This window comes from Kocuria sp. KSNUG (genome assembly GCF_049532735.1).
GTDB lineage: Bacteria > Actinomycetota > Actinomycetes > Actinomycetales > Micrococcaceae > Kocuria > Kocuria rhizophila.
The window spans coordinates 2,695,009-2,718,928 of the sequence record NZ_CP150981.1 but is presented as its reverse complement, the minus strand read 5'-3'; the positions used below and the strand labels follow the sequence as shown (position 1 = coordinate 2,718,928).

Below are 23,920 nucleotides of genomic sequence, written 5' to 3'. Positions count from 1 at the left end.
ACCGGCCGCCGCATCCAGCGGTTGGTCACCCGTCGAGATTAGGGTGGAGACTATGGCAACGCATCGAGAGGTTCTGCAGTGGCTCGAGAACGAGCTGTTCGACGGACACCTGGTGCTGGGGCAGCGGCTGCCCACTGACAAGGACATGGCCGCGATCTTCCGCGTGTCCCGCAACTCCATGCGCGAGGCCCTGAAGATCCTCGAGGCGCAGGGGATCGTCAAGCTCTTCGAGGGCCCCCACCGCAGCATCCTGCCCATCCTGGTGCGGGAGCCCGCCGCGTCCGCCGGTCCGGCGCTGCAGCTGCACATGGCCACCTCCGAGCACCCCCTCCGGGACATCGTCCAGACCCGGGTGCTGCTGGAGACCTCCGCCCTGCACGCCTCCGAGCAGCGCTGGATCCCCCGGGACGAGCTGCAGGGGATCATGACGGAGATGGACCGCGAGGACCTGGGGCTCAAGCAGTTCCACGACCTCTACGTGAGCTTCCACATCGCCCTGGTGAAGTCCTGCGGCAACGCGGTCAGCACGGCGCTGTTCACCGCGCTGCGCGACTCGATCTACGAGTACACGATGGCGCTGGTGGGTCACGTCCCGCTGTGGTCCACCACGTCCAGCCGCATCCGCGCGGAGCACCGGGCGATCGTCGGGGCCCTGGACGCGGGGGACCGCACCCTCGCGGCCCGTCTGGTGCGCGAGCACATCGAGTACCAGTACGAGGAGGCCGGCGTGGACCCGGACCAGGCCCGCAGCACCGCGGCGGACCCGCGTGCCCTGGGCGACGCGGCGGCGTCGCCGGACCGGGCCACCGAGGACGACGAGCTCTCCACCGCGCCCCGCGCGAGCGCGTGAGCCCGGCCCCCGTTTTCAGGCGAGGCGGGGTCACGCGGTAGGCTATGGCGTAGTTTGCCGTTAATCGGATGTTGCCCCTGAGTTCGATGGGGCGGGGTGGCGTTGACTCGCAGCCCCCAGCAAACACACTGTCCAGAGAATTGTGAGGGATCCTATGGGTTCGGTCATCAAGAAGCGCCGCAAGCGCATGTCCAAGAAGAAGCACCGCAAGCTGCTTCGCAAGACCCGCCACCAGCGCCGCAACAAGAAGTAGGCAGCGCGCGTGCCAGGCCCCGTTCCCCGTTGGGGGAGCGGGGCCTTGCCATGTGCGTAGCATGGTCGCCATGACCGATCAGCCCCGATCTGCGCAGGCCCCCGCCGGCACCGGCCCGGGCTCGTCCGGGCGCACGGGTGGGCTACTGTCCGGTGTGGACTGGACCCGTACGCGTCCGCGGCACGAGGTCACGCTGCTGACCAAGCCTGGGTGCCACCTGTGCGACGACGCCCGGGACGTCGTGGAACGGGTCTGCGCACAGACCGGCACCGAGCTGCGCGAGCAGGACATCACCGGGGACCCCGCCCTCGTCCGGGACTACGCCGAGTTCGTGCCCGTGGTGTTCGTGGACGGCGCGGCCTGGGACCGCTGGCGGATCGACGGCGAGCGGCTGCGCGCGGTGCTCGCCTGAACCTCGGAGCCTGGACCTCGGATTGGGGCCTCCCGGCGGGGTTTGAGACACTGGGGCCATGCCTTCAGCTACCGTTCACCTCCTGCGCCACGGCGAGGTCCACAACCCCGAGCACGTGGTCTACGGTCGCCTGCCGGACTACCACCTCTCCGAGAAGGGCGCCCGCATGGCGGAGGCCGCCGCGGCGGACCTCGCGCAGCGCGTGCAGGAGGGGGAGAACATCGTGCTCCTCGCATGCTCCCCGCTGACCCGCACCCGGGAGACGGCCGCACCGGTGGCCCGTGAACTGGGCCTGGACGTCCGCACGGACGAGCGGCTGATCGAGCCCGCCAACCACTTCGAGGGCCTGCACGTGTCCGGCCGGGAGCTGGCCAGGCCCAAGCACTGGCCGCACCTGCTCAACCCCCTGCGCCCCTCGTGGGGCGAGCCGTACCGTCAGCAGGTGGAGCGCATGGCCCAGGCCGTGCGGGAGCTCGCCCGGGAAGCCGTGCAGATCGGGGGCGACGGCGCCCAGGCCGTGGCCGTGTCCCACCAGCTGCCCATCTGGCTGACCCGCCGCTCGGTGGAGGGACGCCCCCTGCCGCACGATCCGCGGCGCCGGCAGTGCAACCTCGCGTCGCTGACCTCCCTGACGTTCCGTGACGTGGACGCGGCCGAGGTCCCGCAGCTGCACTACCGGGAACCGGCCGCCCACCTCTATCCAGGTGTCAACCAGCTTCCCGGCTCATAATCGATGTCCCACTGCACCCCCTCACGTCTTCAGGTGATGACTCCGTGACCCCACAGCCCTCCTCCGCCCGGCGTCCGCGCGCCCGCACGCGTGTGCGCACGGGGCTGATCGCCGTGGTGGCCGCGGCGGGCCTCGCACTCACGGGCTGCTCGGCGTCCTCCGACGACCTCGCGGACCAGGCGAACTCCGGCGGGGACAAGGGGTACGTGGCCGGGGACGGTTCCGTGAGCGAGTACGCACCGGAGCAGCGCGGCGAGCCGGTGTCCTTCGACGCCGCCATGTACGACGGCTCCACCGTCTCCGCAGAGAGCCTGCGCGGCAAGCCCGTGGTGCTCAACTTCTGGTACGCCGGGTGCGCCCCGTGCCGTGCGGAGGCCCCGGACCTCGTGGCGCTGCACGAGGAGTACGGGGACCAGGCCCAGTTCATGGGCGTGAACCTGCGGGACCAGCAGGCCACCGCCGAGGCGTTCGAGCGCACCTTCGGCGTGGAGTACCCCTCCGCCACGGACCTCAACGGTGAGGTGCTGCTGGCCCTGAGCGAGTACGTGCCCCCGCAGGCGGTGCCCACCACCCTGGTGCTGGACTCGGAGGGCCGGGTGGCCGCCCGGATCCTCGGCAAGGCGGACAAGTCCACCCTGGACGCGCTCATCAAGGACACGGTGGCCGAGTCCGCATGAACGGCAATCCCTTCGCCGAGGTCATCCTCGACGGCTCACTGATTGCCGCGCTGCCCGTGGCACTGCTGGCGGGCTTCGTCTCCTTCGCCTCCCCGTGCGTGCTGCCGCTGATCCCGGGCTACCTGGGGTACATCACCGGGCTCACCGGGGCGGACCTGCGCGAGCAGCGCCGCGGCCGCATCTTCTGGGGGGTCCTGCTCTTCGTCCTGGGCTTCTCCCTGGTGTTCGTGCTCATGTCCGTGGTGCTCGCCCAGCTCGGGGCCTTCGCGTGGTTCCGGGGCCAGGAGTGGATCATGGTGGTGCTCGGGATCCTGGTGATGGTCATGGGCGTGGTGTTCCTGGGCGGGTTCTCGTGGTTCCAGCGGGACCGCAAGATCGAACGCCGGCCACCTCCTGGCCTGTGGGGAGCGCCCGTGCTGGGCATGACCTTCGGGCTCGGGTGGGCGCCGTGCATCGGACCCACCTTCGCGGCCGTGCAGGCGCTGGCCTACGTGGACGGTGCCTCCACGGGCAAGGCCGTGGTGCTGACCACCGCCTACTGCCTGGGACTCGGCGTCCCGTTCATCCTCATCGCCCTGGCCATGCGCCGGGGGATGGGGGCCATGTCCTTCTTCCGCCGCCACCGCCTCACCCTGCAGCGTGTGGGCGGCGTGGTGCTCGTACTCATCGGCCTGGCCATGGCCACGGGCGTCTGGTCCGCACTGGTCTCCTGGATCCAGTCCGAATTCGTAACCGATTGGGTGATGCCGATATGACGACAGCGCGCACTCCGCGTGAGCGGAAGCCGAAGCGCCCCGATGTGGAGGTCCCGGCACTCGGGTTCATCGGCATGCTGCGCTGGGCGTGGCGGCAGCTGACCAAGATGTCCACGGCGCTGGTGCTGCTGCTGCTCCTGGCGATCGCCGCGGTGCCCGGTTCCCTGTTCCCGCAGCGGGTGCAGGACCCTGAGGCCGTCACCAGCTACATCGAGGCCAACCCCACGATCGGGCCGGTGCTGGACACCCTGCAGCTCTTCGACGTCTACCAGTCCTACTGGTTCTCGGCGATCTACATCCTGCTCTTCATCTCGCTCGTGGGCTGCGTGATCCCGCGTGCCATCCAGCACTTCAAGGCCTGGCGCTCCAAGCCGCCCCGCACGCCCAAGCGGCTCACCCGGATGCCCCAGTACCGCAAGGTCATGCTGGGCGGCCGGGACGGCGGCGAGGGCCCCACCCCGGACGAGGCGATCGAACAGGCGGAGGCGGCGCTGAAGAAGCGCGGCTACCGTGTGCAGGTCCAGGACCTGGGCTCCGCGGCGCCGTCGGTCGCGGCCGAGCGGGGCATGCTCAAGGAAGTGGGCAACATCCTCTTCCACGTGGCGCTGCTGGCCGTGCTGATCTCCGTGGCCATCGGATCCCTGTACGGGTACAAGGGGCAGAAGGTCGTGGTGGAGGGCGAGTCCTTCGTGAACACCCTGGTGGCCTACGACTCCTTCGAGCCGGGCAACAACTTCGACGAGGACTCCCTCAACCCGTTCTCCCTGCAGCTGGACTCGTTCGAGGCCACCTTCAACCGTGACACCTCGGACCCCGAGCACTACGGACAGCCCACGGACTTCAACGCGGACCTCACCGTCACGGAGGAACCCGGGGCCGAGCCGGAGGACGTCCAGCTGGAGGTCAACAAGCCGCTGAACGTGGACGGCACCAAGGTGTACCTGGTGGGCAACGGCTACGCCCCCGTGCTGCGCGTGAAGGACGGCGAGGGCAACGTGGCCTACGAGGGGCCCGTGGTCACGGTGCCCTCCGACTCGGTCTACACCTCCTCCCTGACCCTCAAGGTGCCCGACGCCGCTCCGGACCAGCTGGGCTTCGTGGGTCTCCTGCTGCCCACGGCGGTCTCCCAGGACGGGCAGATCCCGCAGTCGGTGGACCCGGCGCTGAACAACCCCGCACTGCTGCTCTCCTCGTTCAGCGGTGACCTGGGACTGGACAGCGGCCAGCCGCAGAACGTGTACGTGCTGGACACCCAGAACCTGGAGGAGCTCAACTCCATGAGCTCGCCCAACGGGCCCATCGTGCTGGACGGCCAGCACCGCACGGCCACCCTGCCCGAGGGCAAGGGCAGCGTGGAGTTCGTGGACGTCAAGCGCTACGTGGGCCTGGACGTGCACTACGACCCGGGGCGGATCCCGGCCTTCATCTCGTTCCTGGTGGCGTTCACCGGGCTCATCATGAGCCTGTTCATCGCGCGCCGCCGGGCGTGGGTGCGGGCCGTGGAGACCGAGGACGCCCACGGGGTGCGGTGTACTGTTCTGGAGTACGGCCTGCTGGCGCGTGGCGAGGACCACCGCCTGGGTGCGGAAGCCGAAAAACTGACAGCTCTGTGGACGTCATTGTGGGAGGACCGCGGCGTGCGGGAGTTCCACCTGGATTCGTCGGATAAGGCGCAAAACAATGGGTAGCGACATCAATGTGACTTTGGGCAACTGGAGCGAGTGGTTCATGCTCCTGGCCGCCATGACCTACATGGTGGCGTTCGTGGCTTTCGTGTGGGACATGGCCACCCACTCCAAGACCCTCGCGGTCAAGGAGCGCTCGCGGGCCGCCAAGCAGGCCGCGGCCGAGCGGAAGTCCGAGCAGCTCGTGGGCGCCGGCGCGGCTGCTGCGGGCGGTTCCTCCGCGGCAGGTTCCGTGGACACGGTCTCCGGCCCGGCGGCGTCGGGCGCCAGCGGCCCGTCCACCGCGGCAACGGACGGGGGCGGAACGGTCTCCGACGAGTTCCGCACCTCCGCGCAGAACACCACCAAGGGTGCCGGCGAGTTCGAGGCGCTGAACTACAAGCACAACACCCGCCGCCCGGCGGCGCGCGTGGCCGTGGCCCTCATGGTCATTGCGTTCGTGCTCCACGCCTTCGCCGTGGTCTCCCGCGGGATCGCCGCGGACCGTGTGCCGTGGGCCAACATGTACGAGTTCTGCAGCACGGGTGCCCTGGTGGTCTCCGGCGTGTACCTGGTCACGCTGATCTTCAAGGACCTGCGCTTCGTGGGCCCCATGGTCTCCGGCCTGGTGCTCACCATGCTGTGCCTGGCCACCATCGCGTTCCCCACCCCGGTGTCCCCGCTGCAGCCCGCCCTGCAGTCCTACTGGCTGATCATCCACGTCTCCATCGCGGTGGCGGCGTCCGGCGTCTTCACCATCACGTTCGCCATGGCCGTGCTGCAGCTCATGCAGTCCCGCCGCGAGCGGCTGCTGGCCTCCGGGCAGGAGTCCCGCATGGGCTTCCTCCGCGCTGTGCCGGACTCGGTCACGCTGGAGAACTTCGCGTTCCGCCTGAACTCGGTGGGCTTCGTGTTCTGGACCTTCACCCTGGCCGCCGGCGCCATCTGGGCCGACCAGGCCTGGGGCCGCTTCTGGGGCTGGGACACCAAGGAGGTCTGGACCTTCGTGGTGTGGACCGTCTACGCCGCCTACATGCACGCCCGCGTGACCCGCGGCTGGAACGGCAACCGCTCCGCGTGGCTGTCGATCGCCGGCTACATGTGCGTGGTCTTCAACTTCACCGTGGTCAACACGCTGTTCCCGGGCCTGCACTCCTACTCCGGCCTGTGACGCGCGGGGCGGCGTCCACAGACATCATGACGCCGCCCACCGCCTTCCACGAACGAGCCCGCCTCCGCTGCTGCGGAGGCGGGCTCTGTCATGAGGTGCTGGCTGCGGGGTGCTTCGGGGCACACGAGGGGGGGGCGGGGTGCCCGGGTGCAGGGGGACACCGGGGCGCGCGGTGGCCGGGCGCCAGGACCGTCCGCGTGTGGCTGTTCAGCGACCGTGTCCCGGACGGAGGTCAGTCGTGGCGGGGAGGCTCTCCCTCGGGGCGACCGGGGCCGGTGCCGTCGCCGTCCGGGGTCTCGTCCGTGTGGTGGTCCCCGGCGGTGCTCCGTCCACTGCCCGGGTCCGTGTTCCCGCCGCCGTGCGAGTCGTCCACGGCGTGTGAACCGGTGGTGGGCTCCGTCCAGCGCGGGTCGGAGGGGTCCAGCGGCTCGTCCACCTGCGGCTTGGCTCCCGGTGCCCTACCGGTGCGCTTGAGCTCGTTCTCCCACTCCTGCAGCTTGCGTGCCTGCTCCTGCTGCTTGCGGCGCTCCTCGAGGTTGCGCAGGAACTGGGGATCGTCGTCCGGGCCGCGGCCGCGGGCGGCGTCCCGGGCGGCGTCGTCCGTGCGGGGACGGCCGAAGAAGAGCCACAGCACGGCCCCGACCACGGGCAGCAGCAGGATGATGAGCAGCCACGCGCCCTTGGGGACGGCACGCACCCGGTACCTCTCCGACTGTGCGCACTCGATCAGCGCATAGATGACGAGGCCCACTGCCAGTGCGCCGGACCCGATGATGAGAATGGCTCTGCCCATGCCGATCATCCTAGGGGAGTGCGCCGGCGCCACCGTGTTCATGGCCGCGGGTGTGCAGCGCCGCGCCCGGGGTGTGCACAGCGAGACCACCTAGAATGGGCCCGTGAACTTCTTGAAGTACTCCCTGCTGCGCCTGGGCATCCTGGTGGCCCTGTTCCTGCTGTTCATGCTCCTGGGGCTGGGACTGGTGTTCTCCGGGATCGCGGCCGTGGTGGCCGCGTTCGCCATCTGCTACATCTTCTTCCCCAAGCTGCACTACGCCGCGGGTCAGGACTTCCACCGCTTCATCGCGCGCTCGCCCAAGCCCACCAACCGCGTGGAGCTCGAGGACCAGGAGATCGAGGACTCGTACACGGATGCCGAGTCCCGCCGGGAGCTCTGAGCGGGCTCAGCCCACGTACTGCTGCACGAACACCGCCACCGCGTAGAGCACGGTGACGCCGAGGTTGATGAAGCCGCACATCTTGAGCACGGGGATCAGCTCGCGCCGCTCGGGGGTCTTGAGCACCGTGGAGCCCGCGTTCACGGCCAGGGGCGTCATGGCGTAGACCAGCAGCACCCACGGGTTGCCGGGGACCAGCAGCAGCGGCAGGACCATGCCCACGAACAGCTCCGCGGTGAACGCGAGCCTGGCCTTGGGATCCCCGAGCCGCACGGCCAGCGTCTGCTTGCCCACCTCACGGTCCCCGGGAATGTCCCGGATGTTGTTGGCCATGAGCAGGGCGCACGCGAAGAGCCCGGTGGACACCGCCATGACCCAGGCGTCCATGTTCAGCCGGCCGGCCTGGGTGATCGTGGTGCCCAGGGTGGCCACCAGTCCGAAGAACAGGAACACGAACAGGTCCCCGAGGCCCATGTAGCCGTACGGCTTCTTTCCGCCCGTGTAGCCCCAGGCCGCTGCGATGGCCAGCAGCCCCACGAGGGCGAGCCACCACTGCTGCGAGAGCACCACGAGGGCGGCACCCGCCACCGCTGCGATGCCGAAGCACGCGAACGCGGCGGTCTTCACCTCCCGCGGGGTGGCGGCGCCGGAACCGGTCAGGCGCAAGGGGCCCACGCGCTCGTCGTCCGTGCCGCGCACGCCGTCCGAGTAGTCGTTGGCGTAGTTCACACCGATCTGCAGCGCGAGCGCGACCACCAGGGCCAGCAGTGCGGGCACCACGCGGGCCTCGTACATGGTCTGCGCGGCGGCCGTGCCGGCGATCACCGGGGCCGCGGCCATGGGCAGCGTGCGCAGACGTGCCCCCTCGACCCACTGAGCTGGTGTGGCCACGGTGCAACCTTTCGTGAACGGACGAGGACGTTCCGTCATTGTTTCATGCTCTGTGCAGGTGCACATGACCTGCGGACGACGCCGGCGCGGGCGGCCTCGGAGCGCTCCGAGCGCGGGGCGGGGCGGGGCTCAGGGCACCTCCACCGTGACCTCTCGTGCGTCCGGGTCCCAGCGCCGCAGCGCGGTGACGTCCAGCGAGCGGGGTGGGGCGACGTCGCTCAGCACCTCCAGCGCCCGGCCCACGGCGGGGGCGTCCAGGCGTGTGCCGAGGGTGACGTGGGGAACCCAGGGATCGGACGGGGTGCGCTGCTCCGGCAGCAGGCCCCGCAGTTCCGCCACGGCGCCGAGCACCGCGGGCGGAACCGCGAGCGACTCGGCCAGCACGTACGGGCCTGTGCCCAGGACCGTGAGCCCGGTGACGGGAACGGCACACGGCAGCAGCGCACCGAACAGCTCCCTGGCCCGCCGCAGCACCGCCTCGGGGAAGCCCGGGGCGGAGACCACAGTGATGTGCGGGGCGTTGGACGAGCTGCGGTGGCGGGCCTGGCTCGGCAGTCCCGCACGGTTCAGGGCATCCCACCGGGCACGGACGAGGGCGTCGTCGCCCGGGGCGAGAACGAGGTCCAGGGAGTGCAGGGGCACGGTTTCTCCGCTCCGTCGTTCAGCGTTTGCCGGGGTGCGGGCCCAGCACCGCACCGGAGCTCGCTCCCGATTCCCCGGTGAACAGCGCGGCGGTCGCCTGGCGGTCGGGCTTGCCCGTGGCGAGCAGGGGGAGGCGGTCCACTCGGCGCCACCGCTTGGGAACGGCGGGCGCTCCGAGGCGTTCGCGCACCGACTGGGCCAGCTCTTGTTCAAGGAAGGGGTCGAGGTCGGGACCGCAGTCGGAATGGTGGTCGTCCGGGACGGGCTCGTCGTGCATGGGCCGCCGCACGGCCACCACCGCGGCCACCTCCTGGCCCCACTCCGGGTGGGCCACAGGGAGCACGAGCGCCTGTCGCACCCGGTCGTGGTCCAGGAGGACCTCGGCCACCCGGCCCGCGGAGACCTTCACACCGCCGGTGTTGATCACGTCGTCCGTGCGGCCCAGCACGGTGAGGCGGCCGTGCTCGTCCATCGATCCGAGGTCGTCGGTGCGGTACCAGCGTCGCCCCTCGAAGACCCGGAAGTGGGCGGCGGTCTGCGCGGGATCGTCCAGGTAGCCCGAGGCGACCACCTCGCCGCCCAGCCAGATCCGGCCCTCGGCCGGTGCCACCGGGGCCGGTTCACCTGCAGAACCTGCCGCGACGGAGGGAGCCTCCGCCGTTCCTGCCTCTGCAGGCAGGGTTCCCACGGGCACCTCCACGGCAGACGAGGTTCCTGTGGACCCCTCCTCGGCGGACCAAGTTCGCGCAGACGCCTCCTCGGCGGGCGGCGCGCTCGGTGCGGGGGCGTCCGCGAGGTGGGGAGCGGCGTCGTCGGGCAGGATGCGGACGGTGACAGTGTCCAGCGGGGCGCCGTTGTAGACGCAGCCCCCGCACGTCTCCGACATGCCGTACGTGCGGACCACGCGCACGCCGGCGACGTCGGCCAGGGTTGCCAGCGCCGGGGACAAGGGCGAGCCGCCCACGAGCACGGCGTCGAAGCGCGCGAGCGCCGCCACCGCGCGGGGGTCCGGGGAGCCGTCGGCCGGGTCCAGGATGCGCTGCAGCTGGGTGGGCACCACGGACACGTACCGCACGGGGTGGTCCATGCCTGCAGCGACATCTGCGAATGCCCCGGGGGTGAAGTGCTCGCCGGTCATGACCACGGGGGTGGTGCCCGCGAGGACCGAGCGGGCGAGCACCTGCACCCCGGCCACGTAGTGCGCGGGAAGGCACAGCAGCCACTGGCCGGGTCCGGAGGTCGCGCGCTCGGTTGCCCGCCCGGAGGCGGTCAGCGCCTCTGTGCTCAGCACGGTCTTCTTGGGGCGTCCCGTGGACCCGGAGGTGGCCACGACCACCGCGGGCCCCGGCCGGGACAGCGCCGCCCGCAGCCGGGGGAGCAGCTCGACCGGGTCGCCCGCCACGGGGCCGTCCAGCATGACGACGTCGCTCGGCAGCTCCGCGGCCCGCGGCGCCTCGAGTGGGTGGCCGAGCTCCGTTCCGGACGCGGAGGTGCCCGGCCCGGACGGGGCGACCCGCGGGTCAGCTCCGGGGGAGGGGACAACCGGTTCCGTGGCGGGTGACGTGGCACCGGCTCCCGGACCGGGAGCGGGGGTGCGCGGCCCGCGGTGGGCGGGAGCGGCGTCGTCGTGCGGAGGGGTGGAACCGTGGGGGCTCACGCGGCGGCTCAGAAGTAGTAGGGGAACGCGGACCAGTCTGGGTCCCGCTTCTGCAGGAACGCGTCCCGGCCCTCCACGGCCTCGTCCGTCATGTAGCCCATGCGGGTGGCCTCCCCGGCGAAGACCTGCTGACCGACCATGCCGTCGTCCGGGAGATTGAACGCGTACTTGAGCATGCGCACGGCCTGCGGGGACTGTGCCGCGATCTTCCGGGCCCACTCCAAGGCGGTGGACTCGAGTTCGGCATGGGGGACCACGCGGTTCACGGCGCCCATGCGGTGCATGTCCTCAGCGGAATACTCATCGGCCAGGAAGAAGATCTCCCGGGCGAATTTCTGACCCACCTGGCGGGCGAGCAGAGCGGAGCCGTAGCCGGCGTCGAAGGAGCCCACGGTGGCGTCCGTCTGCTTGAACTTGCCGTGCTCGGCGGAGGCAATCGTGAGGTCGCACACCACGTGCAGCGAGTGCCCGCCCCCGGCGGCCCAGCCCGAGACCGCGGCGATGACCACCTTGGGCATGGTGCGGATCAGACGCTGCACCTCCAGGATGTGCAGGCGCCCGGCGCGGGCGGGGTCGATGGAGTCTGCGGTCTCACCCTCCGCGTAGTGGTAGCCGTCCCGCCCGCGGATGCGCTGGTCCCCGCCGGAGCAGAACGCCCAGCCGCCGTCCTTGGCGGAGGGGCCGTTGCCGGTGAGGATCACAGCGCCCACGTCCGAGGACATCCGGGCGTGGTCCAGCGTGCGGTACAGCTCGTCCACGGTGCCCGGGCGGAAGGCGTTGCGCACCTCGGGGCGGTCGAAGGCGATGCGCACCCACGGGAGGTCCTTCACCACGGCACCACTGGCATCCCGCTCCACGCCGCGGTGGTAGGTGATGTCCTGCAGGTCGGTGAAACCCTCCACGGGGCGCCACTGCTGCGGGTCGAAGATCTCGGACACTCGGTCGGGAAGCTGCGCGTTGGTCATGGGTACCACTGTAGGACGGGGCGGGCGGTGCCCCCGCGTGCCCTCGGTGGCCCGCACCACCCACCCCCGCCCGAGCGCCTGCATTTGCTCCGTTGGTGCAGATGTCGGGCCGTTGGGCTGTCTTTGCTTCACTAGATTGTGCGGAGCGCCGGGGATGTTCTCCGCCCGTCACGCGGAAAGGACCTCCCATGACCCTGCTCCCGGATCTGAGCACCCTCGCCTGGGCCGCCCTGGCGGTGAGCGCGGTGCTCGTGGGGTTCTCCAAGACGGCGCTGCCGGGCATCAACACCCTGGCCGTCGCGATCTTCGCCGCGGTGCTCCCCGCCAAGCCCTCCACCGGCGCGCTGCTCCTGCTGCTGATCGTGGGGGACATGTTCGCGCTGTGGACCTACCGCAAGCACGCCCACTGGCCCACGCTGATCCGCATGCTCCCGGCGGTTCTGGTGGGTCTCGGGCTGGGTGCGGTGTTCCTCGCGTTCGCGGGGGACTCGCTGGTCCGCCGCGTGATCGGCGTGATGCTGCTGATGCTCATGGCTCTCACGCTCTGGCAGCGTCACCGGGACTCTGCACCCCGGGACGACGACGCCGCCCCGCCCGCCCCTGCCTCTCGCGCCGTGGCCGCGGGGTACGGCTCGCTGGGTGGGTTCACCACCATGGTCGCGAATGCCGGGGGTCCGGTGATGTCCATGTACTTCCTGGCCGCGCGCTTCCCCAAGCACGCGTTCCTGGGGACCGCCGCGTGGTTCTTCGCGGTGATGAACCTTTTGAAGGTCCCGGTGTCCGTGGGACTGGGGCTCATCACCACGCAGACTCTCGTGCTCGACGCCTTGCTGGTTCCCGGTGTGGTGCTCGGCGCGTTCGCGGGGAGGTGGGCGATCACCCGCATCCGGCAGCGGGTGTTCGACACCGCCGTGATCGTGGTGACGGTGCTGGGGGCGCTGTACCTTCTGGTCTGATGTGGCGGCACTAGGATGCAGCCGTGGACTCGATGACGCAGGTGCTCAGCGACTCGGTCGTGCAGATGCGGTCAGTGCTGGGTGCCGTCGCTGACCTCTCGTGGGCGGCCCCCGCCGGCGACCTGGAGTGGTCCTGCCGGGACACGGCGGTGCACGTGGCAGACGACCTGTTTTCCTACGCGTCTCAGGTGATCGCTCAACCCCAGGACAACTATCTGCCCATCGACGTGGTGGTGGATCAAAACGCAACCAACTGCCAGATTCTTGAGGCAATCGGCATGTGTGGCCGAATGCTTGAACAGGCCGTTGAGAACGCCCTCCCTGAGGTCAGGGGCTGGCACCCTTACGGTGTCTCAGACGGCCCCGGGTTTGCTGCGATGGGCGCGGTAGAGGTCCTGGTTCACACCTATGACATAGCCCGTGGCCTGGGTCTGGAGTGGAGGCCGCCCGCAACCCTGTGCGCACCGCTACTGAGTCGGCTTTTCCCCTGTTCGCCCGACGGTGACCCCACCGCTGTATTTCTTTACTGCTGTGGCCGAGCGCCCCTGGATGAGCATCCCCGACTGGAGGAGTGGTCATGGGACTCCAGTGTTCCTGTGGCGAGCTGACCTATTGCACTCATGAAGTGGTGCGGTTCCTCTCCTGCTCTGCCGGCGGCAAAGAAAAATGGCCTGTGGAGCTACGCAAGGATCGGTACAAGACAGTCGATCTCACCCTCGCGGCGGTAGTTCTCAATCTGCGGGCGTGTCGAGTCATGCTCCGCGCACGTGAAAAGAACTTCGAACGCTTCACCGATCTGCTCGTACACTGCTGGCACCTCACCTCGAAGGCGCAGGCGCAGGTACGACCCGCCTGGGATCACCGTCTCGTCCAATCCGAGAGGGTTGCCGGCGTCGCGGTCCAAGCGTGTCGAGCACATGCGGTAGATCTGCGATGTTCCGTAGACGAGACCCATCATGCGCCGCCCCTTCAGAGAGTCGAACCCATGCTCGAAGTCAGGCCACCCGGTCTGGATGCTCGGAAGGTTGAAAGGAACGTCCCGGCTCAGTGCCGGGAGGTCGTCGAGGGCGATGACATCGATCCGCCCCAGGGCATGACGACACGGATAGTTGCTCATGTGCCAGGTCTATCCAAGATTTTGGGATGTTTTCAAGCGCTCATGCCAGAGAGGTGCGCACGTGGTCATGTGAGCTACAGGGCCGTCGAGCGTTAGAGGTCGTCGCCGGGTCACGCCGACGCCTCTCGTGTCAGGGGAGGCTCAGCGCCTCGACCGGCTCGACGGGCACGAGAGACTGCAGCCGGCGCAAAAAGCCCGTGTCGACGGAGACCAGAGCGTCTGCCTGCAGGCGGGTGACGGCGGCGTACTCTGCCTCGACCAAGTCGCCCCAGTCCTGTTCCCGGGCTATCCGCCACGCCGTACGCCGCGAGACCCGATCGCCGAGAAGCCGCATCTTGACCTCCGTCATCCGGTCCTCGATCGCGAGGGCCTCCTTCTCGGCCATCCGGCCATCACGTACCGCTTCCAGCAGCAGCATCAACGCTTGTGAGCGGATGGCATTGGGCGCCACCAGCCGATGAGCCGCGTGGACCTCGACCCGTTCCGAGACGAGATGGATCAGCGTAAGAGCATCGATGACGAATCTGGTCACTCGGCCACCGTACGCCCCACCAGGACCACCTTGATCGAAACATCCGGGTGGAGTTTGTGTGGGAGGGCGACCGCTATGGGGAGGACCATGATCCGTGGTTCCGGGTCTCCTCCCACAAAGGGATCCACTCCGAGACCGGCGGCTGGACCACGGTCTACGACATCACCGGCGCCGACGTGCTGCAGGCGATCGACTGGGCCCAGCGCCGTATGCTCTAACGCCGCAATGACCTGATCCAGATCCCGGCCACCGCCCCACACCTGCTGCCATAACGGTCTTGTCCACCACGTCCCTCCATGCATTCGGATCTGAACATTCTTAGCGGGTTCCCTGTAGCGAGACTCAGGGCACGGCATGGTGGTGCACCGCGCCACCCCCACCGTGCTTCTGCTGTCTGCGGCCCATGCAACGCAGAGCCGCCAATTCAGGAAGGACGCACTTAGGGTGAGGCCATGGCTTCCCCATCCTTCGACCTGAACCGCATCGGCCGGGGTCTGCCGTTTGCGCGGGCCCTCCCGCGGCTTGAGCAGGCGCTCGTCGGCCGGGCCGCCGTGGTCCAGGCCCCTCCGGGCACGGGCAAGACCACGGTGGTCCCGCCGCTCGTGGTCAACCTGGTGCACGACGGCGACACAAAGGAGGCTGGCCGCGTCGTCGTCGTCCAGCCCCGCCGGGTCGCCGCCCGTGCCGCCGCGCGCCGGCTGGCCGCGCTCACGGGGACGGAGCCGGGCGGCGTCGTGGGCTGGACCGTGCGGGGCGAGCGCAGGACGTCGAGGGCCACCCGCGTGGAGTTCGTGACCCCCGGGATCCTGCTGCGCCGACTGCTGCGGGACCCGGAACTGACCGGGATCGCGGCGGTGGTGCTGGACGAGGTGCACGAGCGCGGCGTGGAGTCGGACCTGCTCGTGAGCATGCTCGCGGAGCTGCGGCAGCTGCGGGATGACCTGGTGCTCGTGGCGATGTCCGCCACGGTGGAGGCGGAGCGGTTTGCCGCCCTGCTGGGCGGGGACGCGCCCGCCCCGGTGGTGGACTGTCCGTCCGCGCTGCACCCGCTCGCCGTGGAGTGGACGCCGGGCCCGCAACGCCTCGATGAGCGCGGCGTCACCCCTGCTTTCCTCCGCCACGTGGCGCGCACCGCCGCGGCTGCCCACGCCCGCGCCGTGGCCGCGGACCCGTCAGTGGATGCCCTCGTGTTCCTCCCCGGGGCCCGGGAAGTGTCCCGCGTGGCGGCCGAGCTGCGGGGTCTCACCGACGCCGAGGTCCTGGAGCTGCACGGCCAGCTTCCCCCGCGCGAGCAGGACCGCGCCGTGGCGGGCCGCTCGCCGGGGGAGCGTCCGCGCATCGTGGTCACCACGTCCCTCGCGGAGTCCTCGCTCACGGTCAACGGCGTGCGCCTGGTGGTGGACTCCGGCCTGGCCCGCCAGCCCCGCCGGGACGCCGGGCGCGGGATCTCCGGGCTCGTCACGGTCTCCGCGTCCAAGGCGTCAGCCGAGCAGCGCGCGGGCCGCGCCGCCCGCCAGGGCCCGGGCACGGTGGTGCGCTGCTACGACGACGCCGCCTGGGGCGCCATGCCTGCCCACACCGTTCCCGAGGTGCGCACCGCGGACCTCACCTCCGCGTGCCTCGCGCTCGCCGTGTGGGGTTCCCCGGGTGGTGAGGGCATGGCCCTGCCGGACCCGTTGCCTCCCCGCGCCCGCGCGGACGCGGAGGCCGAGCTGACGCGCCTCGGCGCCGTGGCCGAGGACGGCCGCGCCACCGACCTTGGGCGCCTGCTGGTCTCCCTGCCGGTGGAACCCCGGTGGGGCCGCGCCCTGCTGGACGGCGCGGATCTCGTGGGCACCAGAACGGCGGCGGAGGTCATCGCCGCGGTGTCCGACGCCGCCCGCGTGCCCGCCGCGGACATCCTCGCCCTCGTGCGCGGTCTGCGCTCCTCCCGCGGCGGCGAGTCCGCCCGGTGGCGCCAGGAGGTGCAGCGCCTGGAACGGATGGCGGCGCACCCCGCGCTCGCGGTCGAGGAAGCGGCGAACGGGGCCGAGGAGAACGCGGATGCGCCGCCCCGCGGAACGGAACCGGACGTGCCCGCCGGCGTCCGGGAGGGCGTCGTCGTGGGCCTGGCGCGGCCCGAGTGGATTGCCCAGCGTGTGGACGCCCACGGCGACCAGTGGCTGCTCGCCTCCGGCACGCGCGCGGGGCTGGAGGCCGGGAGTCCCCTGCGGCACCACGAGTGGCTCGCGGTCGCTGACCTCAGCCGGGCCGCGGGACGAGCCGCCGCGGGCACGGGCGCGGTGATCCGCGCGGCGGCACCCCTGGACCTGGCGCACGCGCAGCTCGTGGCGGGCCCGCTCGCCCGCACCGAGACGCGCGCAAGCTTCTCGAACGGCCGCGTGAGCACCCGCGAGGTGCGGGCGGTGGGCGCGATCGAGCTCTCGGCCACGCCCGTGCGCGCGGACCCGGACACGGCCGTGCCCGCCATCCGCGCCGCGCTCGCCGCCGAGGGCCTGGACCTGCTGCCCTGGGACGACGCCGCCCGCGGGCTGCGCGCCCGCCTCGCCATGCTGCACCGCCACCTGGGGGACCCGTGGCCCGCGGTGGACGACGCCGCCCTGCTCGCCCGCGCGGACGAGTGGCTCAGTATCGAGCTGCGGGACGTGGCGCGCGGTGCCTCCCTGCGGTCAGTGCACGTGGCGGATGCGCTGCGCCGGCTGCTGCCGTGGCCCGAGGCTGCCCGCCTGGACGAGCTGGTCCCGCGGCGGCTGGACGTGCCCAGCGGGAACTCCGCCCGGATCGACTACCCGGAAGTCTGGGACGAGGAGGAGCCCGCGCGACCCCCCGTGGTGGCCGTGAAGCTGCAGGAGTGCTTCGGCTGGGCGGAGACCCCGCGCGTGGTGGACGGGCGCGTGCCCGTGCAGTTCCACCTGCTCTCCCCGGGGAAGGCCACCCTGGCCATCACCGAGGATCTCGCCTCCTTCTGGTCCGGGCCGTACGCCCAGGTGCGCGCGGAGATGCGCGGGCGCTACCCCAAGCACCCCTGGCCCGAGGACCCCTGGAACGCGGTGGCCACCGCCAAGACCTCGCGGGCCCTGCGGCGGGACGGCCGCGGACACCCCGTTTGAGATCGAATGTGACCTGGGTTACTGTGAAGTTTCGCCCGATCCCCGGGGCGCACCACCACGTGCGTCGTGGGCCTGCCCGTTCACCTCACGGGTGGGGCCCGGGCAGCACGACTGGCAGACGACCCGCACCAGCCGCCCCATCATCCAGGCTGGTCCGAGTGCTCGGCTGACCCGCGCCATCCCGCCTCACCCGTTCCACCGCGCGGACGGGCCGGTGGGCGACCACGGAGCACGCGCTCGGTGCCGCACACCGTCCGGACGTTCACCGGGATCGGGGGACCAGGGGGCGTGTCCGTTCTCAGACACAGATCGCGAAGTGACTTTCATGACCACCACCACTGCGGAAACCGCCATGACCATCGACCCCACCGAGATCCCCGCCGTGGGCCCCGAGCTCGCCCGTTCGTGGCTGCTCGTCAACGGCTCGCACGTCTCCCGCTTCGACCAGGCCGCCCAGAGCGCCGCGGACGCCGTGGTGCTGGACGTCGAGGACTCCGTGGCACCCGCGGACAAGGCCCAGGCCCGCGAGAACGTGATCGCGTGGCTCGGCTCCCGCAACCAGGACGGCCAGGTCAACCGCGCGTGGGTGCGCATCAACGGCTTCGGCACCGCGTGGTGGGAGGAGGACCTCCAGGCGTTGCGGGACGTCCCCGGCCTGGACGGCGTGATGCTCGCCATGACCGAGTCCCCCGAGCACGTCACCCGCACCGCGGAGCTGCTGCGCGGCACCCGGATCGTGGCCCTGGTGGAGACAGCCCGCGGGGTGCAGAACCTGCAGGACATCGCCACCGCCCGCTCCACGTACCGCCTGGCGTTCGGCATCGGCGACTACCGCCGCGACACCGGCTTCGGTGAGAACCCCATGGCGCTCGCGTACACGCGCTCGCAGTTCACCATCGCGTCCCGCGCCGCGAACCTCCCCGGTCCCATCGATGGCCCCGCGGTGGGCGCGCTCGGCGCCAAGCTCGCCGAGGCCACCGGCGTCACGGACGAGTTCGGCATGACCGGCAAGCTGTGCCTCATGCCCGAGCAGACCGCCACGGTCAACGAGGGTCTGTCCCCGTCCCTCAGCGAGCTGTCCTGGGCCAACGAGTTCCTGCAGGAGTTCGAGGAGGACGGCGGCCAGATCCGCAACGGCTCCGACCTCCCGCGCCTGGCCCGTGCCCGCAAGGTGCTGGGCCTGGCCACGGCGTTCGGCATGCGCCTGCCCGAGGGCTACGACATGCACTTCGAGGCCCCCACGGACACCTACCACTGCTGAGCGCGCGGCGCCCCACCCGGGCGTTCGTGCGGAACCCGGCGCGGCGGCGTCGTCATCCCCGGATGGCGACGCCGTCGCGCCGTCTCGTGCGCGCACGTCCCCTCCGCTGTCCCGTGATCTCGCCTTCCCGCGCCACCTGGTGCCCGCACTTTCCCGCGCCGTCGGGCACCCGCGCATCCCCGCACCGTCGGGACGGCCGCGGTGGGGCCGTGACGGAGGGCTCCCGGCCCGTGGGCGGGCCTTGATAGAGACACGCCGCTGCGGAGTGGGCTGCGTCATTGCCCGGGGCGGGGTGACGGCGGAAGATGGTGGTGGGAACGCATTTCGGTGCCACCTGTATCCGGCCTCGGCCGGGCGCGGAACGCGGAACCGGGAGGCGTTCCCGCCAGCCGGACCGTGTCCGTGCCGCCCAGGCGGCCGGGCGTGGCCGGGCAGTCCGCGTCGAATGGAGCAGTGACACCGTGAGCCCGTCCAACGAAACGACCGTCCGCCGTACCAAGATCGGAATCGTGGGAGCGGGGTCCGTGGGAACCTCGCTGGCCTACGCCGCGATGATCCGCGGAACGTCCACCGACATCGCGCTCTACGACCTGCAGACCGCCAAGGTCCAGGCCGAGGCCCTGGACCTCTCCCACGGGCAGATGTTCGCCCCGGGTGTCCGGGTGGAGGGCTCGGACGACGTCGCCGTGCTCAAGGACGCGGACATCGTGTTCGTGACCGCCGGCGCCAAGCAGAAGCCCGGGCAGACCCGCCTGGACCTGGCCGGCGCCAACACCGCGATCCTGAAGTCCCTCATGCCGCAGCTGCTGGAGCAGGCCCCGCAGGCGGTCTTCGTGCTGGTCACCAACCCCTGCGACGTGCTCACCGTGGTGGCCCAGCAGATCACCGGACTGCCGTACCAGCGGATCATGAGCTCCGGCACGGTGCTGGACACCTCCCGCCTGCGCTGGCTGATCGGCAACGAGGCGCAGGTCAACACCAGCAGCGTGCACGCGTACATCATCGGCGAGCACGGGGACAGCGAGTTCCCCGTGTGGTCCTCCGCGAGCATCGGCCAGGTGCCGGTCAGCGAGTGGGAGGTGGACGGGCGCCGCCCCTTCACCCCGGAGCGCCTGGTGGAGCTCAAGGACCAGGTGGTCAACGCCGCCTACCGTGTGATCGAGGGCAAGGGTGCCACCAACTACGCGATCGGTCTGGCCGGTGTGCGGATCGCCGAGGCCGTGCTCAAGGACCAGCAGTCGGTGCTGTCCGTGTCCACGGTGCTGGACGACTACTACGGCGTGAGCGGTGTGGCCCTGTCCGTGCCGTCCGTGGTGGGCGGCACCGGTGTGGGCCAGCGTCTGCGCATCCCCATGGGTGAGCCGGAGAAGGAGCAGCTGCGCGCCTCCGCAGAGACCATGCGCACGTCCCTGCGCGACCTGGGGTTCTGATCCCGGTCGCGGCAGGACCGCCACTGCCGTGGACGTGAGAACGCCCTCGCACCGGATGGTGCGAGGGCGTTCTGCCGTGTCAGCGCCGGGGCGCCGTGTCTGCTCAGACGGTCCCGGCGGGAGCCTCACCGGCAGCGGCCTTGGCGGCGGCAGCGGGGTCAGCCTCCTCGGGGTGGTTGACCAGGCGCAGGGTCTCGTCGAACTCGCGGTCGATCTCCGGGTTGTCCCGGTAGGTGATCAGGGAGACGACGATGCCCACCAGGCCACCCAGGATGAAGCCGGGGATGATCTCGTAGAGGTCGCTCCACGGGGTGTACTGCCACAGGAACACCGTGGCGGCGCCCACCACCATGGCGGAGATGGCACCCGCGTTGGTGAGCTTGCGCCAGAACAGGCTCATGAGCACCACGGGACCGAAGGCGGCGCCGAATCCGGCCCACGCGAAGCCCACGAGGTCCAGGATGGTGGAGTTCTGCTCCCACGCCAGGGCGGCGGCCACCACGGCCACGAGCAGCACGCCGCCGCGGCCCAGCCACACCTGGGCCTTGGGGGACGGGGTGCGCTTGGCGGCCAGGTTGTAGAGGTCCTCCACCAGGGCGGAGGAGGAGACGATCAGCTGGGAGGAGATGGTGGACATGATCGCGGCGAGCACCGCGGCCAGCACGAACCCGGCCACCAGGGGGTGGAACAGCACCTGGGACATGTCCAGGAAGATGGCCTCGGGGTCCGTGGGCTCCTCGCCGGGGCGGTTGCCGTAGTAGGCCAGACCCACCAGGGCGGTGCCGATCGCGCCCAGCACGCTCAGCGCCATCCACCCGATGCCGATCCGGCGCCCGGCCTTGGCGTCCGCGGGGGTGCGCAGCGCCATGAAGCGCACGATGATGTGGGGCTGGCCGAAGTAGCCCAGACCCCACGCGAGGGACGAGATGATGCCCACCGCGGTGCCGCCCGCGAAGAGCGAGAGGGCATCCGGGTTCACGGCCTCGATACGGTCCACCATCTCCGCCGGGCCGCCTACCATGATGACTCCCACGATGGGCACCAGGATCAGCGCCGCCAGCATGAGCACGCCCTGGAAGAGGTCCGTGTAGGACGCACCCAGGAACCCGCCGAAGAAGGTGTAGAGCACGGTCACGCCGGCCACCAGGAGCATGCCGGCCTGGTAGCTCGTGCCGAACGAGGACTGGAAGAACACACCGCCGGCCACCATGCCGGAGGACACGTAGAACGTGAAGAACATCAGGATGATCACGCCGGAGATCACGCGCAGCACCCGGGTGTTGCCCTTGAGGCGGTTGTCCAGGAAGGACGGGATGGTGATGGAGTTGTGTGAGACCTCCGTGTACGCGCGCAGCCGCGGCGCCACGATCTTCCAGTTCACCCACGCACCGGCGGTCAGGCCGATCGCGAGCCATGCCTCCACCAGGCCGGAGAGGTACACCGCACCGGGCAGGCCCATGAGCAGCCACCCGGACATGTCCGACGCTCCCGCGGAGAGCGCGGCCACGCCGGGCTTGAGGTTGCGCCCGCCCAGCATGTAGTCGTCGAGGTTCTTGGTCTTGCTGTTGGCCCACAGGCCGATGCAGATCATGGCGATGAAGTACGCCAGGATTGCCACGAATTGGTACGCCTGATCGGACATACGCGTGCCTTCCGGTACGGGGTCGTTGGACTGCGCCCACTGTATAGGGGGATGAAATGGTTCCCGGTTGCATGAAGTGAGGCAGAGCACAAGGGTACGCCGCCGGGTCCTCAGCTGGGGCGACGCTGGTTGGTCTCCTTGACTCTGCTCATACCGGCGCACCAGTCCCTGGTGGCTGGGCTGACAGCGGCTATGACGCGAAGAACATCCGTGTGACGTGCCGACACGTTGACGGTCAGCAACGGTTCCAGGTGGGAGACCCGGTTGCGCAGTGCGTGCAGGCGCCCCACGCGGTCAGCGAGAACGATCCCCAGGGGGTCGTGACTGTCGTTGTGCGGGAACGCAGTTCTCATGGCCTCGCTCCACAGGATGTGGCGCGCGCGGTACGTGGGGGCATCCTCATCCGGGGTGGGTAGCAGCTTCACGAACGCGCCGAAGGTCAGCTGGGCGAGTATGTCGTCGTGCGTGATGGGCGCGAACTTCCTGGGGTGGTTCTGAGGCCGGGCGGAGCGTGCAGCTTCGGCCTGTCGACGTGCATTGTCCCGCGTCCTGCGGGTCAGTGAGGCGAGCGGGCGGGCGGGGTCCTGGAGCCAGTGCGGGGAGTGCAGTCCTTCACCATCGGGGCGTGGTTGCCCCGCGTTCCATGTGCGCAGCGCGTGGTCCACCGCGTTGCGGAGGGTGATTTCTGTCACGGCGAGAACTTCCTGGAATGCCGCTCCCAGCTGGAGGTTCCACCGGTACAGGTCAAGTGCGCGGGCGACGTCGTTGTGGGTGGAGCCCAGGTAGGTGGCCATTCTGGCCGAGTGCAGCGTGTGCGCAATCTGCAGGAGGGAGGACCGTTGAGCCATTCTCTGATTCTGTGACAGAAAAGGGTCCTGGGGTAGACTGTGGGTCAACACGAGGACAAGGTCCCTCGTTCACTACATGGAGTTTCCCCCAGGGCAGATTGGTCCTGGGGGTTCTTCGTTTAATTCGTTTGACTCGTGCGGAATCCGCTCATCTGCGGGTCAGACCTGAGCCGCATCCCACGGCTCGAACACCGTGGGTTCCCTGGTCCAGCTGGAGGGATCCCAGTGCTCCAGCACCTCGGCGGCCGTGCGCACGGGGTGGGTGATCCCCAGCGAGCGGGCCAGCCACCCCACCACGTCCTGCGCCGTGTGCCCGAGCTCCTGCAGCTCCCGCAGGGTCACCGCGCCGTCCCGTTTGGCCAGCCGCTCCCCGGAGGGGCCCAGCACCAGGGGAACGTGCGCGTACTCCGGGACGCCGTAGCCCATGAGCCCCGCCAGGTAGGCCTGCCGGGGAGCGGAGGGCAGCAGGTCGTCCCCGCGCACCACCTGGTCCACGCCCTGCTCGGCGTCGTCCACCACCACGGCCAGGTTGTACGCGGGGGTGCCGTCGTTGCGCACGAGCACCATGTCGTCCACGGCACCCGTGAACTCGCCCGCGAAGCGGTCGTGCACCGTGAACTCACGCACCCCCGCGCGCAGCCGCACGGCGGGAGGACGCTCCCTGCGGCGTCGTGCCCGCTGCTCGTCGGTCAGGTTCCGGCACGTGCCCGGGTATGCGCCCGGGATGCCGTGGGGCGCGGAGGCCGCCGCGTGGATCTCCCTGCGCGTGCAGAAGCACTCGTAGGTGAGCCCGGCGTGCGTGAGGGTGCGCACGCGCTCCAGGAACAGGGGGATGCGCCGCGACTGCAGGTCCACGGGGCCGTCCCAGTCCAGGCCGATGGCCCGCAGGTCTGCCACGTTGCGCTCGGTGGCGCCCTGCTTCACCCGGTCCAGGTCCTCCACGCGCAGCAGGAACCGGCGGCCGGTGGCACGCGCGAATCCCCACGCGGCCAGGGCGGTGCGCAGGTTGCCCAGGTGCAGGTCCCCGGAGGGCGACGGCGCGAAGCGGCCCGCGGGGGCGGGGACGGTCTCGGGGTGGCGGGGAATCACGCGAGAGACAGTAGCACCGGGGGTCAGCGCACCGGATGGATGCGGGCGGGGCCGAGAAGGCTGCGCTCCCGTCCCCGCCCGCGCAGCGCGTGG

General features: G+C 70.5%; 25 protein-coding genes. 15 read left to right on the top strand and 10 right to left on the bottom strand.

What is annotated here, in order from left to right:
• The first annotated feature begins 52 nt into the window (after window positions 1-52).
• The 8 genes from AABM36_RS11955 (at window position 53) to ccsB (ending at window position 6,512) form a co-directional block, all read left to right on the top strand.
• A complete protein-coding gene (locus tag AABM36_RS11955) occupies window positions 53-850 on the top strand; it encodes a FadR/GntR family transcriptional regulator (RefSeq protein ID WP_423446495.1) in 798 nt (265 codons plus the stop codon).
• A 154-nt stretch (window positions 851-1,004) separates the two neighbouring features.
• On the top strand, window positions 1,005-1,103 hold the full coding sequence (locus AABM36_RS11950; protein ID WP_005504750.1) for a 30S ribosomal protein bS22: 99 nt from the start codon (window positions 1,005-1,007) through the stop codon (window positions 1,101-1,103).
• 70 nt (window positions 1,104-1,173) lie between these two features.
• The gene (locus tag AABM36_RS11945; protein WP_423446493.1) at window positions 1,174-1,515 is read left to right on the top strand and encodes a glutaredoxin family protein; all 342 of its coding nucleotides are present in this window, start codon (window positions 1,174-1,176) and stop codon (window positions 1,513-1,515) included.
• 58 nt (window positions 1,516-1,573) lie between these two features.
• Window positions 1,574-2,245 carry a histidine phosphatase family protein gene (locus tag AABM36_RS11940; protein WP_423446491.1) on the top strand — a complete coding sequence of 224 codons (672 nt, stop codon included), beginning with the start codon at window positions 1,574-1,576 and terminating at the stop codon, window positions 2,243-2,245.
• Between the two features lie 44 nt (window positions 2,246-2,289).
• The gene (locus AABM36_RS11935; RefSeq protein WP_423446489.1) at window positions 2,290-2,922 is read left to right on the top strand and encodes a TlpA family protein disulfide reductase; all 633 of its coding nucleotides are present in this window, start codon (window positions 2,290-2,292) and stop codon (window positions 2,920-2,922) included.
• On the top strand, window positions 2,919-3,677 hold the full coding sequence (locus tag AABM36_RS11930; RefSeq protein ID WP_124109086.1) for a cytochrome c biogenesis CcdA family protein: 759 nt from the start codon (window positions 2,919-2,921) through the stop codon (window positions 3,675-3,677). The genes AABM36_RS11935 and AABM36_RS11930 overlap by 4 nt, the downstream gene beginning before the upstream one ends.
• Window positions 3,674-5,365: a cytochrome c biogenesis protein ResB gene (gene resB / locus AABM36_RS11925; RefSeq protein ID WP_423446487.1), complete on the top strand. Its 1,692-nt coding sequence runs from the start codon at window positions 3,674-3,676 to the stop codon at window positions 5,363-5,365. The genes AABM36_RS11930 and resB overlap by 4 nt, the downstream gene beginning before the upstream one ends.
• A gap of 16 nt (window positions 5,366-5,381) precedes the next feature.
• Complete coding sequence (ccsB, locus tag AABM36_RS11920) at window positions 5,382-6,512, top strand: c-type cytochrome biogenesis protein CcsB (protein WP_423447958.1); 1,131 nt, start codon at window positions 5,382-5,384, stop codon at window positions 6,510-6,512.
• A 232-nt stretch (window positions 6,513-6,744) separates the two neighbouring features.
• On the opposite strand, the gene AABM36_RS11915 is transcribed toward ccsB, so the two are convergent.
• Entirely contained in the window at window positions 6,745-7,305 is a 561-nt protein-coding gene (locus AABM36_RS11915; protein WP_423446485.1) for a PLD nuclease N-terminal domain-containing protein, read from the bottom strand.
• A 103-nt stretch (window positions 7,306-7,408) separates the two neighbouring features.
• On the opposite strand from AABM36_RS11915, the gene AABM36_RS11910 reads away from it, so the two are divergent.
• Window positions 7,409-7,687, top strand: a complete 279-nt coding sequence (locus AABM36_RS11910; protein ID WP_423446484.1) for a hypothetical protein — start codon at window positions 7,409-7,411, stop codon at window positions 7,685-7,687.
• A gap of 6 nt (window positions 7,688-7,693) precedes the next feature.
• Here AABM36_RS11910 and AABM36_RS11905 read toward each other — a convergent pair whose 3' ends face one another.
• The 4 genes from AABM36_RS11905 to AABM36_RS11890 all read right to left on the bottom strand — a co-directional run bounded on the left by AABM36_RS11905 (window position 7,694) and on the right by AABM36_RS11890 (window position 11,842).
• Window positions 7,694-8,578 (bottom strand): 1,4-dihydroxy-2-naphthoate polyprenyltransferase, encoded by an 885-nt coding sequence (locus tag AABM36_RS11905; protein WP_423446482.1) that lies wholly within the window; start codon window positions 8,576-8,578, stop codon window positions 7,694-7,696.
• A gap of 129 nt (window positions 8,579-8,707) precedes the next feature.
• Window positions 8,708-9,220, bottom strand: a complete 513-nt coding sequence (locus tag AABM36_RS11900; protein ID WP_423446481.1) for a 2'-5' RNA ligase family protein — start codon at window positions 9,218-9,220, stop codon at window positions 8,708-8,710.
• A gap of 19 nt (window positions 9,221-9,239) precedes the next feature.
• Complete coding sequence (locus tag AABM36_RS11895; RefSeq protein WP_423446479.1) at window positions 9,240-10,877, bottom strand: AMP-binding protein; 1,638 nt, start codon at window positions 10,875-10,877, stop codon at window positions 9,240-9,242.
• An 8-nt stretch (window positions 10,878-10,885) separates the two neighbouring features.
• Entirely contained in the window at window positions 10,886-11,842 is a 957-nt protein-coding gene (locus AABM36_RS11890; RefSeq protein ID WP_423446477.1) for a 1,4-dihydroxy-2-naphthoyl-CoA synthase, read from the bottom strand.
• Window positions 11,843-12,030: 188 nt separating this feature from the next.
• On the opposite strand from AABM36_RS11890, the gene AABM36_RS11885 reads away from it, so the two are divergent.
• Window positions 12,031-12,798: a sulfite exporter TauE/SafE family protein gene (locus tag AABM36_RS11885; RefSeq protein ID WP_423446475.1), complete on the top strand. Its 768-nt coding sequence runs from the start codon at window positions 12,031-12,033 to the stop codon at window positions 12,796-12,798.
• A gap of 32 nt (window positions 12,799-12,830) precedes the next feature.
• The gene (locus tag AABM36_RS11880) at window positions 12,831-13,406 is read left to right on the top strand and encodes a maleylpyruvate isomerase N-terminal domain-containing protein (protein WP_423447956.1); all 576 of its coding nucleotides are present in this window, start codon (window positions 12,831-12,833) and stop codon (window positions 13,404-13,406) included.
• Between the two features lie 71 nt (window positions 13,407-13,477).
• Here the strand turns inward: AABM36_RS11880 and AABM36_RS11875 are convergent, their stop codons facing one another.
• Both AABM36_RS11875 and AABM36_RS11870 read right to left on the bottom strand, forming a co-directional pair.
• Entirely contained in the window at window positions 13,478-13,915 is a 438-nt protein-coding gene (locus AABM36_RS11875) for an AraC family transcriptional regulator (RefSeq protein WP_423446474.1), read from the bottom strand.
• 130 nt (window positions 13,916-14,045) lie between these two features.
• Window positions 14,046-14,447 (bottom strand): hypothetical protein, encoded by a 402-nt coding sequence (locus tag AABM36_RS11870; protein WP_423446472.1) that lies wholly within the window; start codon window positions 14,445-14,447, stop codon window positions 14,046-14,048.
• A gap of 47 nt (window positions 14,448-14,494) precedes the next feature.
• On the opposite strand from AABM36_RS11870, the gene AABM36_RS11865 reads away from it, so the two are divergent.
• The 4 genes from AABM36_RS11865 to AABM36_RS11850 all read left to right on the top strand — a co-directional run bounded on the left by AABM36_RS11865 (window position 14,495) and on the right by AABM36_RS11850 (window position 20,248).
• Window positions 14,495-14,665 (top strand): hypothetical protein, encoded by a 171-nt coding sequence (locus AABM36_RS11865; protein ID WP_423446470.1) that lies wholly within the window; start codon window positions 14,495-14,497, stop codon window positions 14,663-14,665.
• Window positions 14,666-14,899: 234 nt separating this feature from the next.
• Window positions 14,900-17,557 (top strand): ATP-dependent helicase HrpB, encoded by a 2,658-nt coding sequence (gene hrpB, locus AABM36_RS11860; protein ID WP_423446468.1) that lies wholly within the window; start codon window positions 14,900-14,902, stop codon window positions 17,555-17,557.
• Window positions 17,558-17,882: 325 nt separating this feature from the next.
• On the top strand, window positions 17,883-18,818 hold the full coding sequence (locus AABM36_RS11855) for an HpcH/HpaI aldolase/citrate lyase family protein (protein ID WP_423446466.1): 936 nt from the start codon (window positions 17,883-17,885) through the stop codon (window positions 18,816-18,818).
• A 461-nt stretch (window positions 18,819-19,279) separates the two neighbouring features.
• Entirely contained in the window at window positions 19,280-20,248 is a 969-nt protein-coding gene (locus tag AABM36_RS11850) for an L-lactate dehydrogenase (protein WP_423446464.1), read from the top strand.
• A 103-nt stretch (window positions 20,249-20,351) separates the two neighbouring features.
• On the opposite strand, the gene putP is transcribed toward AABM36_RS11850, so the two are convergent.
• The 3 genes from putP to gluQRS form a co-directional block, all read right to left on the bottom strand.
• Window positions 20,352-21,890: a sodium/proline symporter PutP gene (putP, locus tag AABM36_RS11845; protein ID WP_423446462.1), complete on the bottom strand. Its 1,539-nt coding sequence runs from the start codon at window positions 21,888-21,890 to the stop codon at window positions 20,352-20,354.
• Between the two features lie 110 nt (window positions 21,891-22,000).
• The gene (locus tag AABM36_RS11840) at window positions 22,001-22,738 is read right to left on the bottom strand and encodes a hypothetical protein (protein ID WP_423446460.1); all 738 of its coding nucleotides are present in this window, start codon (window positions 22,736-22,738) and stop codon (window positions 22,001-22,003) included.
• 159 nt (window positions 22,739-22,897) lie between these two features.
• A complete protein-coding gene (gene gluQRS, locus AABM36_RS11835; protein ID WP_423446459.1) occupies window positions 22,898-23,827 on the bottom strand; it encodes a tRNA glutamyl-Q(34) synthetase GluQRS in 930 nt (309 codons plus the stop codon).
• Between the last annotated feature and the right edge of the window lie 93 nt (window positions 23,828-23,920).

Bases quoted from the DNA above. Each gene is read 5' to 3' on its own strand.
- AABM36_RS11955 (WP_423446495.1), top strand. From the start codon at position 53: ATGGCAACGCATCGAGAGGTTCTGCAGTGGCTCGAGAACGAGCTGTTC.
- AABM36_RS11950 (WP_005504750.1), top strand. From the start codon at position 1,005: ATGGGTTCGGTCATCAAGAAGCGCCGCAAGCGCATGTCCAAGAAGAAG.
- AABM36_RS11945 (WP_423446493.1), top strand. From the start codon at position 1,174: ATGACCGATCAGCCCCGATCTGCGCAGGCCCCCGCCGGCACCGGCCCG.
- AABM36_RS11940 (WP_423446491.1), top strand. From the start codon at position 1,574: ATGCCTTCAGCTACCGTTCACCTCCTGCGCCACGGCGAGGTCCACAAC.
- AABM36_RS11930 (WP_124109086.1), top strand. From the start codon at position 2,919: ATGAACGGCAATCCCTTCGCCGAGGTCATCCTCGACGGCTCACTGATT.
- resB (WP_423446487.1), top strand. From the start codon at position 3,674: ATGACGACAGCGCGCACTCCGCGTGAGCGGAAGCCGAAGCGCCCCGAT.
- AABM36_RS11915 (WP_423446485.1), bottom strand. From the start codon at position 7,305: ATGGGCAGAGCCATTCTCATCATCGGGTCCGGCGCACTGGCAGTGGGC.
- AABM36_RS11890 (WP_423446477.1), bottom strand. From the start codon at position 11,842: ATGACCAACGCGCAGCTTCCCGACCGAGTGTCCGAGATCTTCGACCCG.
- AABM36_RS11885 (WP_423446475.1), top strand. From the start codon at position 12,031: ATGACCCTGCTCCCGGATCTGAGCACCCTCGCCTGGGCCGCCCTGGCG.
- AABM36_RS11880 (WP_423447956.1), top strand. From the start codon at position 12,831: ATGACGCAGGTGCTCAGCGACTCGGTCGTGCAGATGCGGTCAGTGCTG.
- AABM36_RS11875 (WP_423446474.1), bottom strand. From the start codon at position 13,915: ATGAGCAACTATCCGTGTCGTCATGCCCTGGGGCGGATCGATGTCATC.
- hrpB (WP_423446468.1), top strand. From the start codon at position 14,900: ATGGCTTCCCCATCCTTCGACCTGAACCGCATCGGCCGGGGTCTGCCG.
- AABM36_RS11855 (WP_423446466.1), top strand. From the start codon at position 17,883: ATGACCACCACCACTGCGGAAACCGCCATGACCATCGACCCCACCGAG.
- putP (WP_423446462.1), bottom strand. From the start codon at position 21,890: ATGTCCGATCAGGCGTACCAATTCGTGGCAATCCTGGCGTACTTCATC.
- AABM36_RS11840 (WP_423446460.1), bottom strand. From the start codon at position 22,738: ATGGCTCAACGGTCCTCCCTCCTGCAGATTGCGCACACGCTGCACTCG.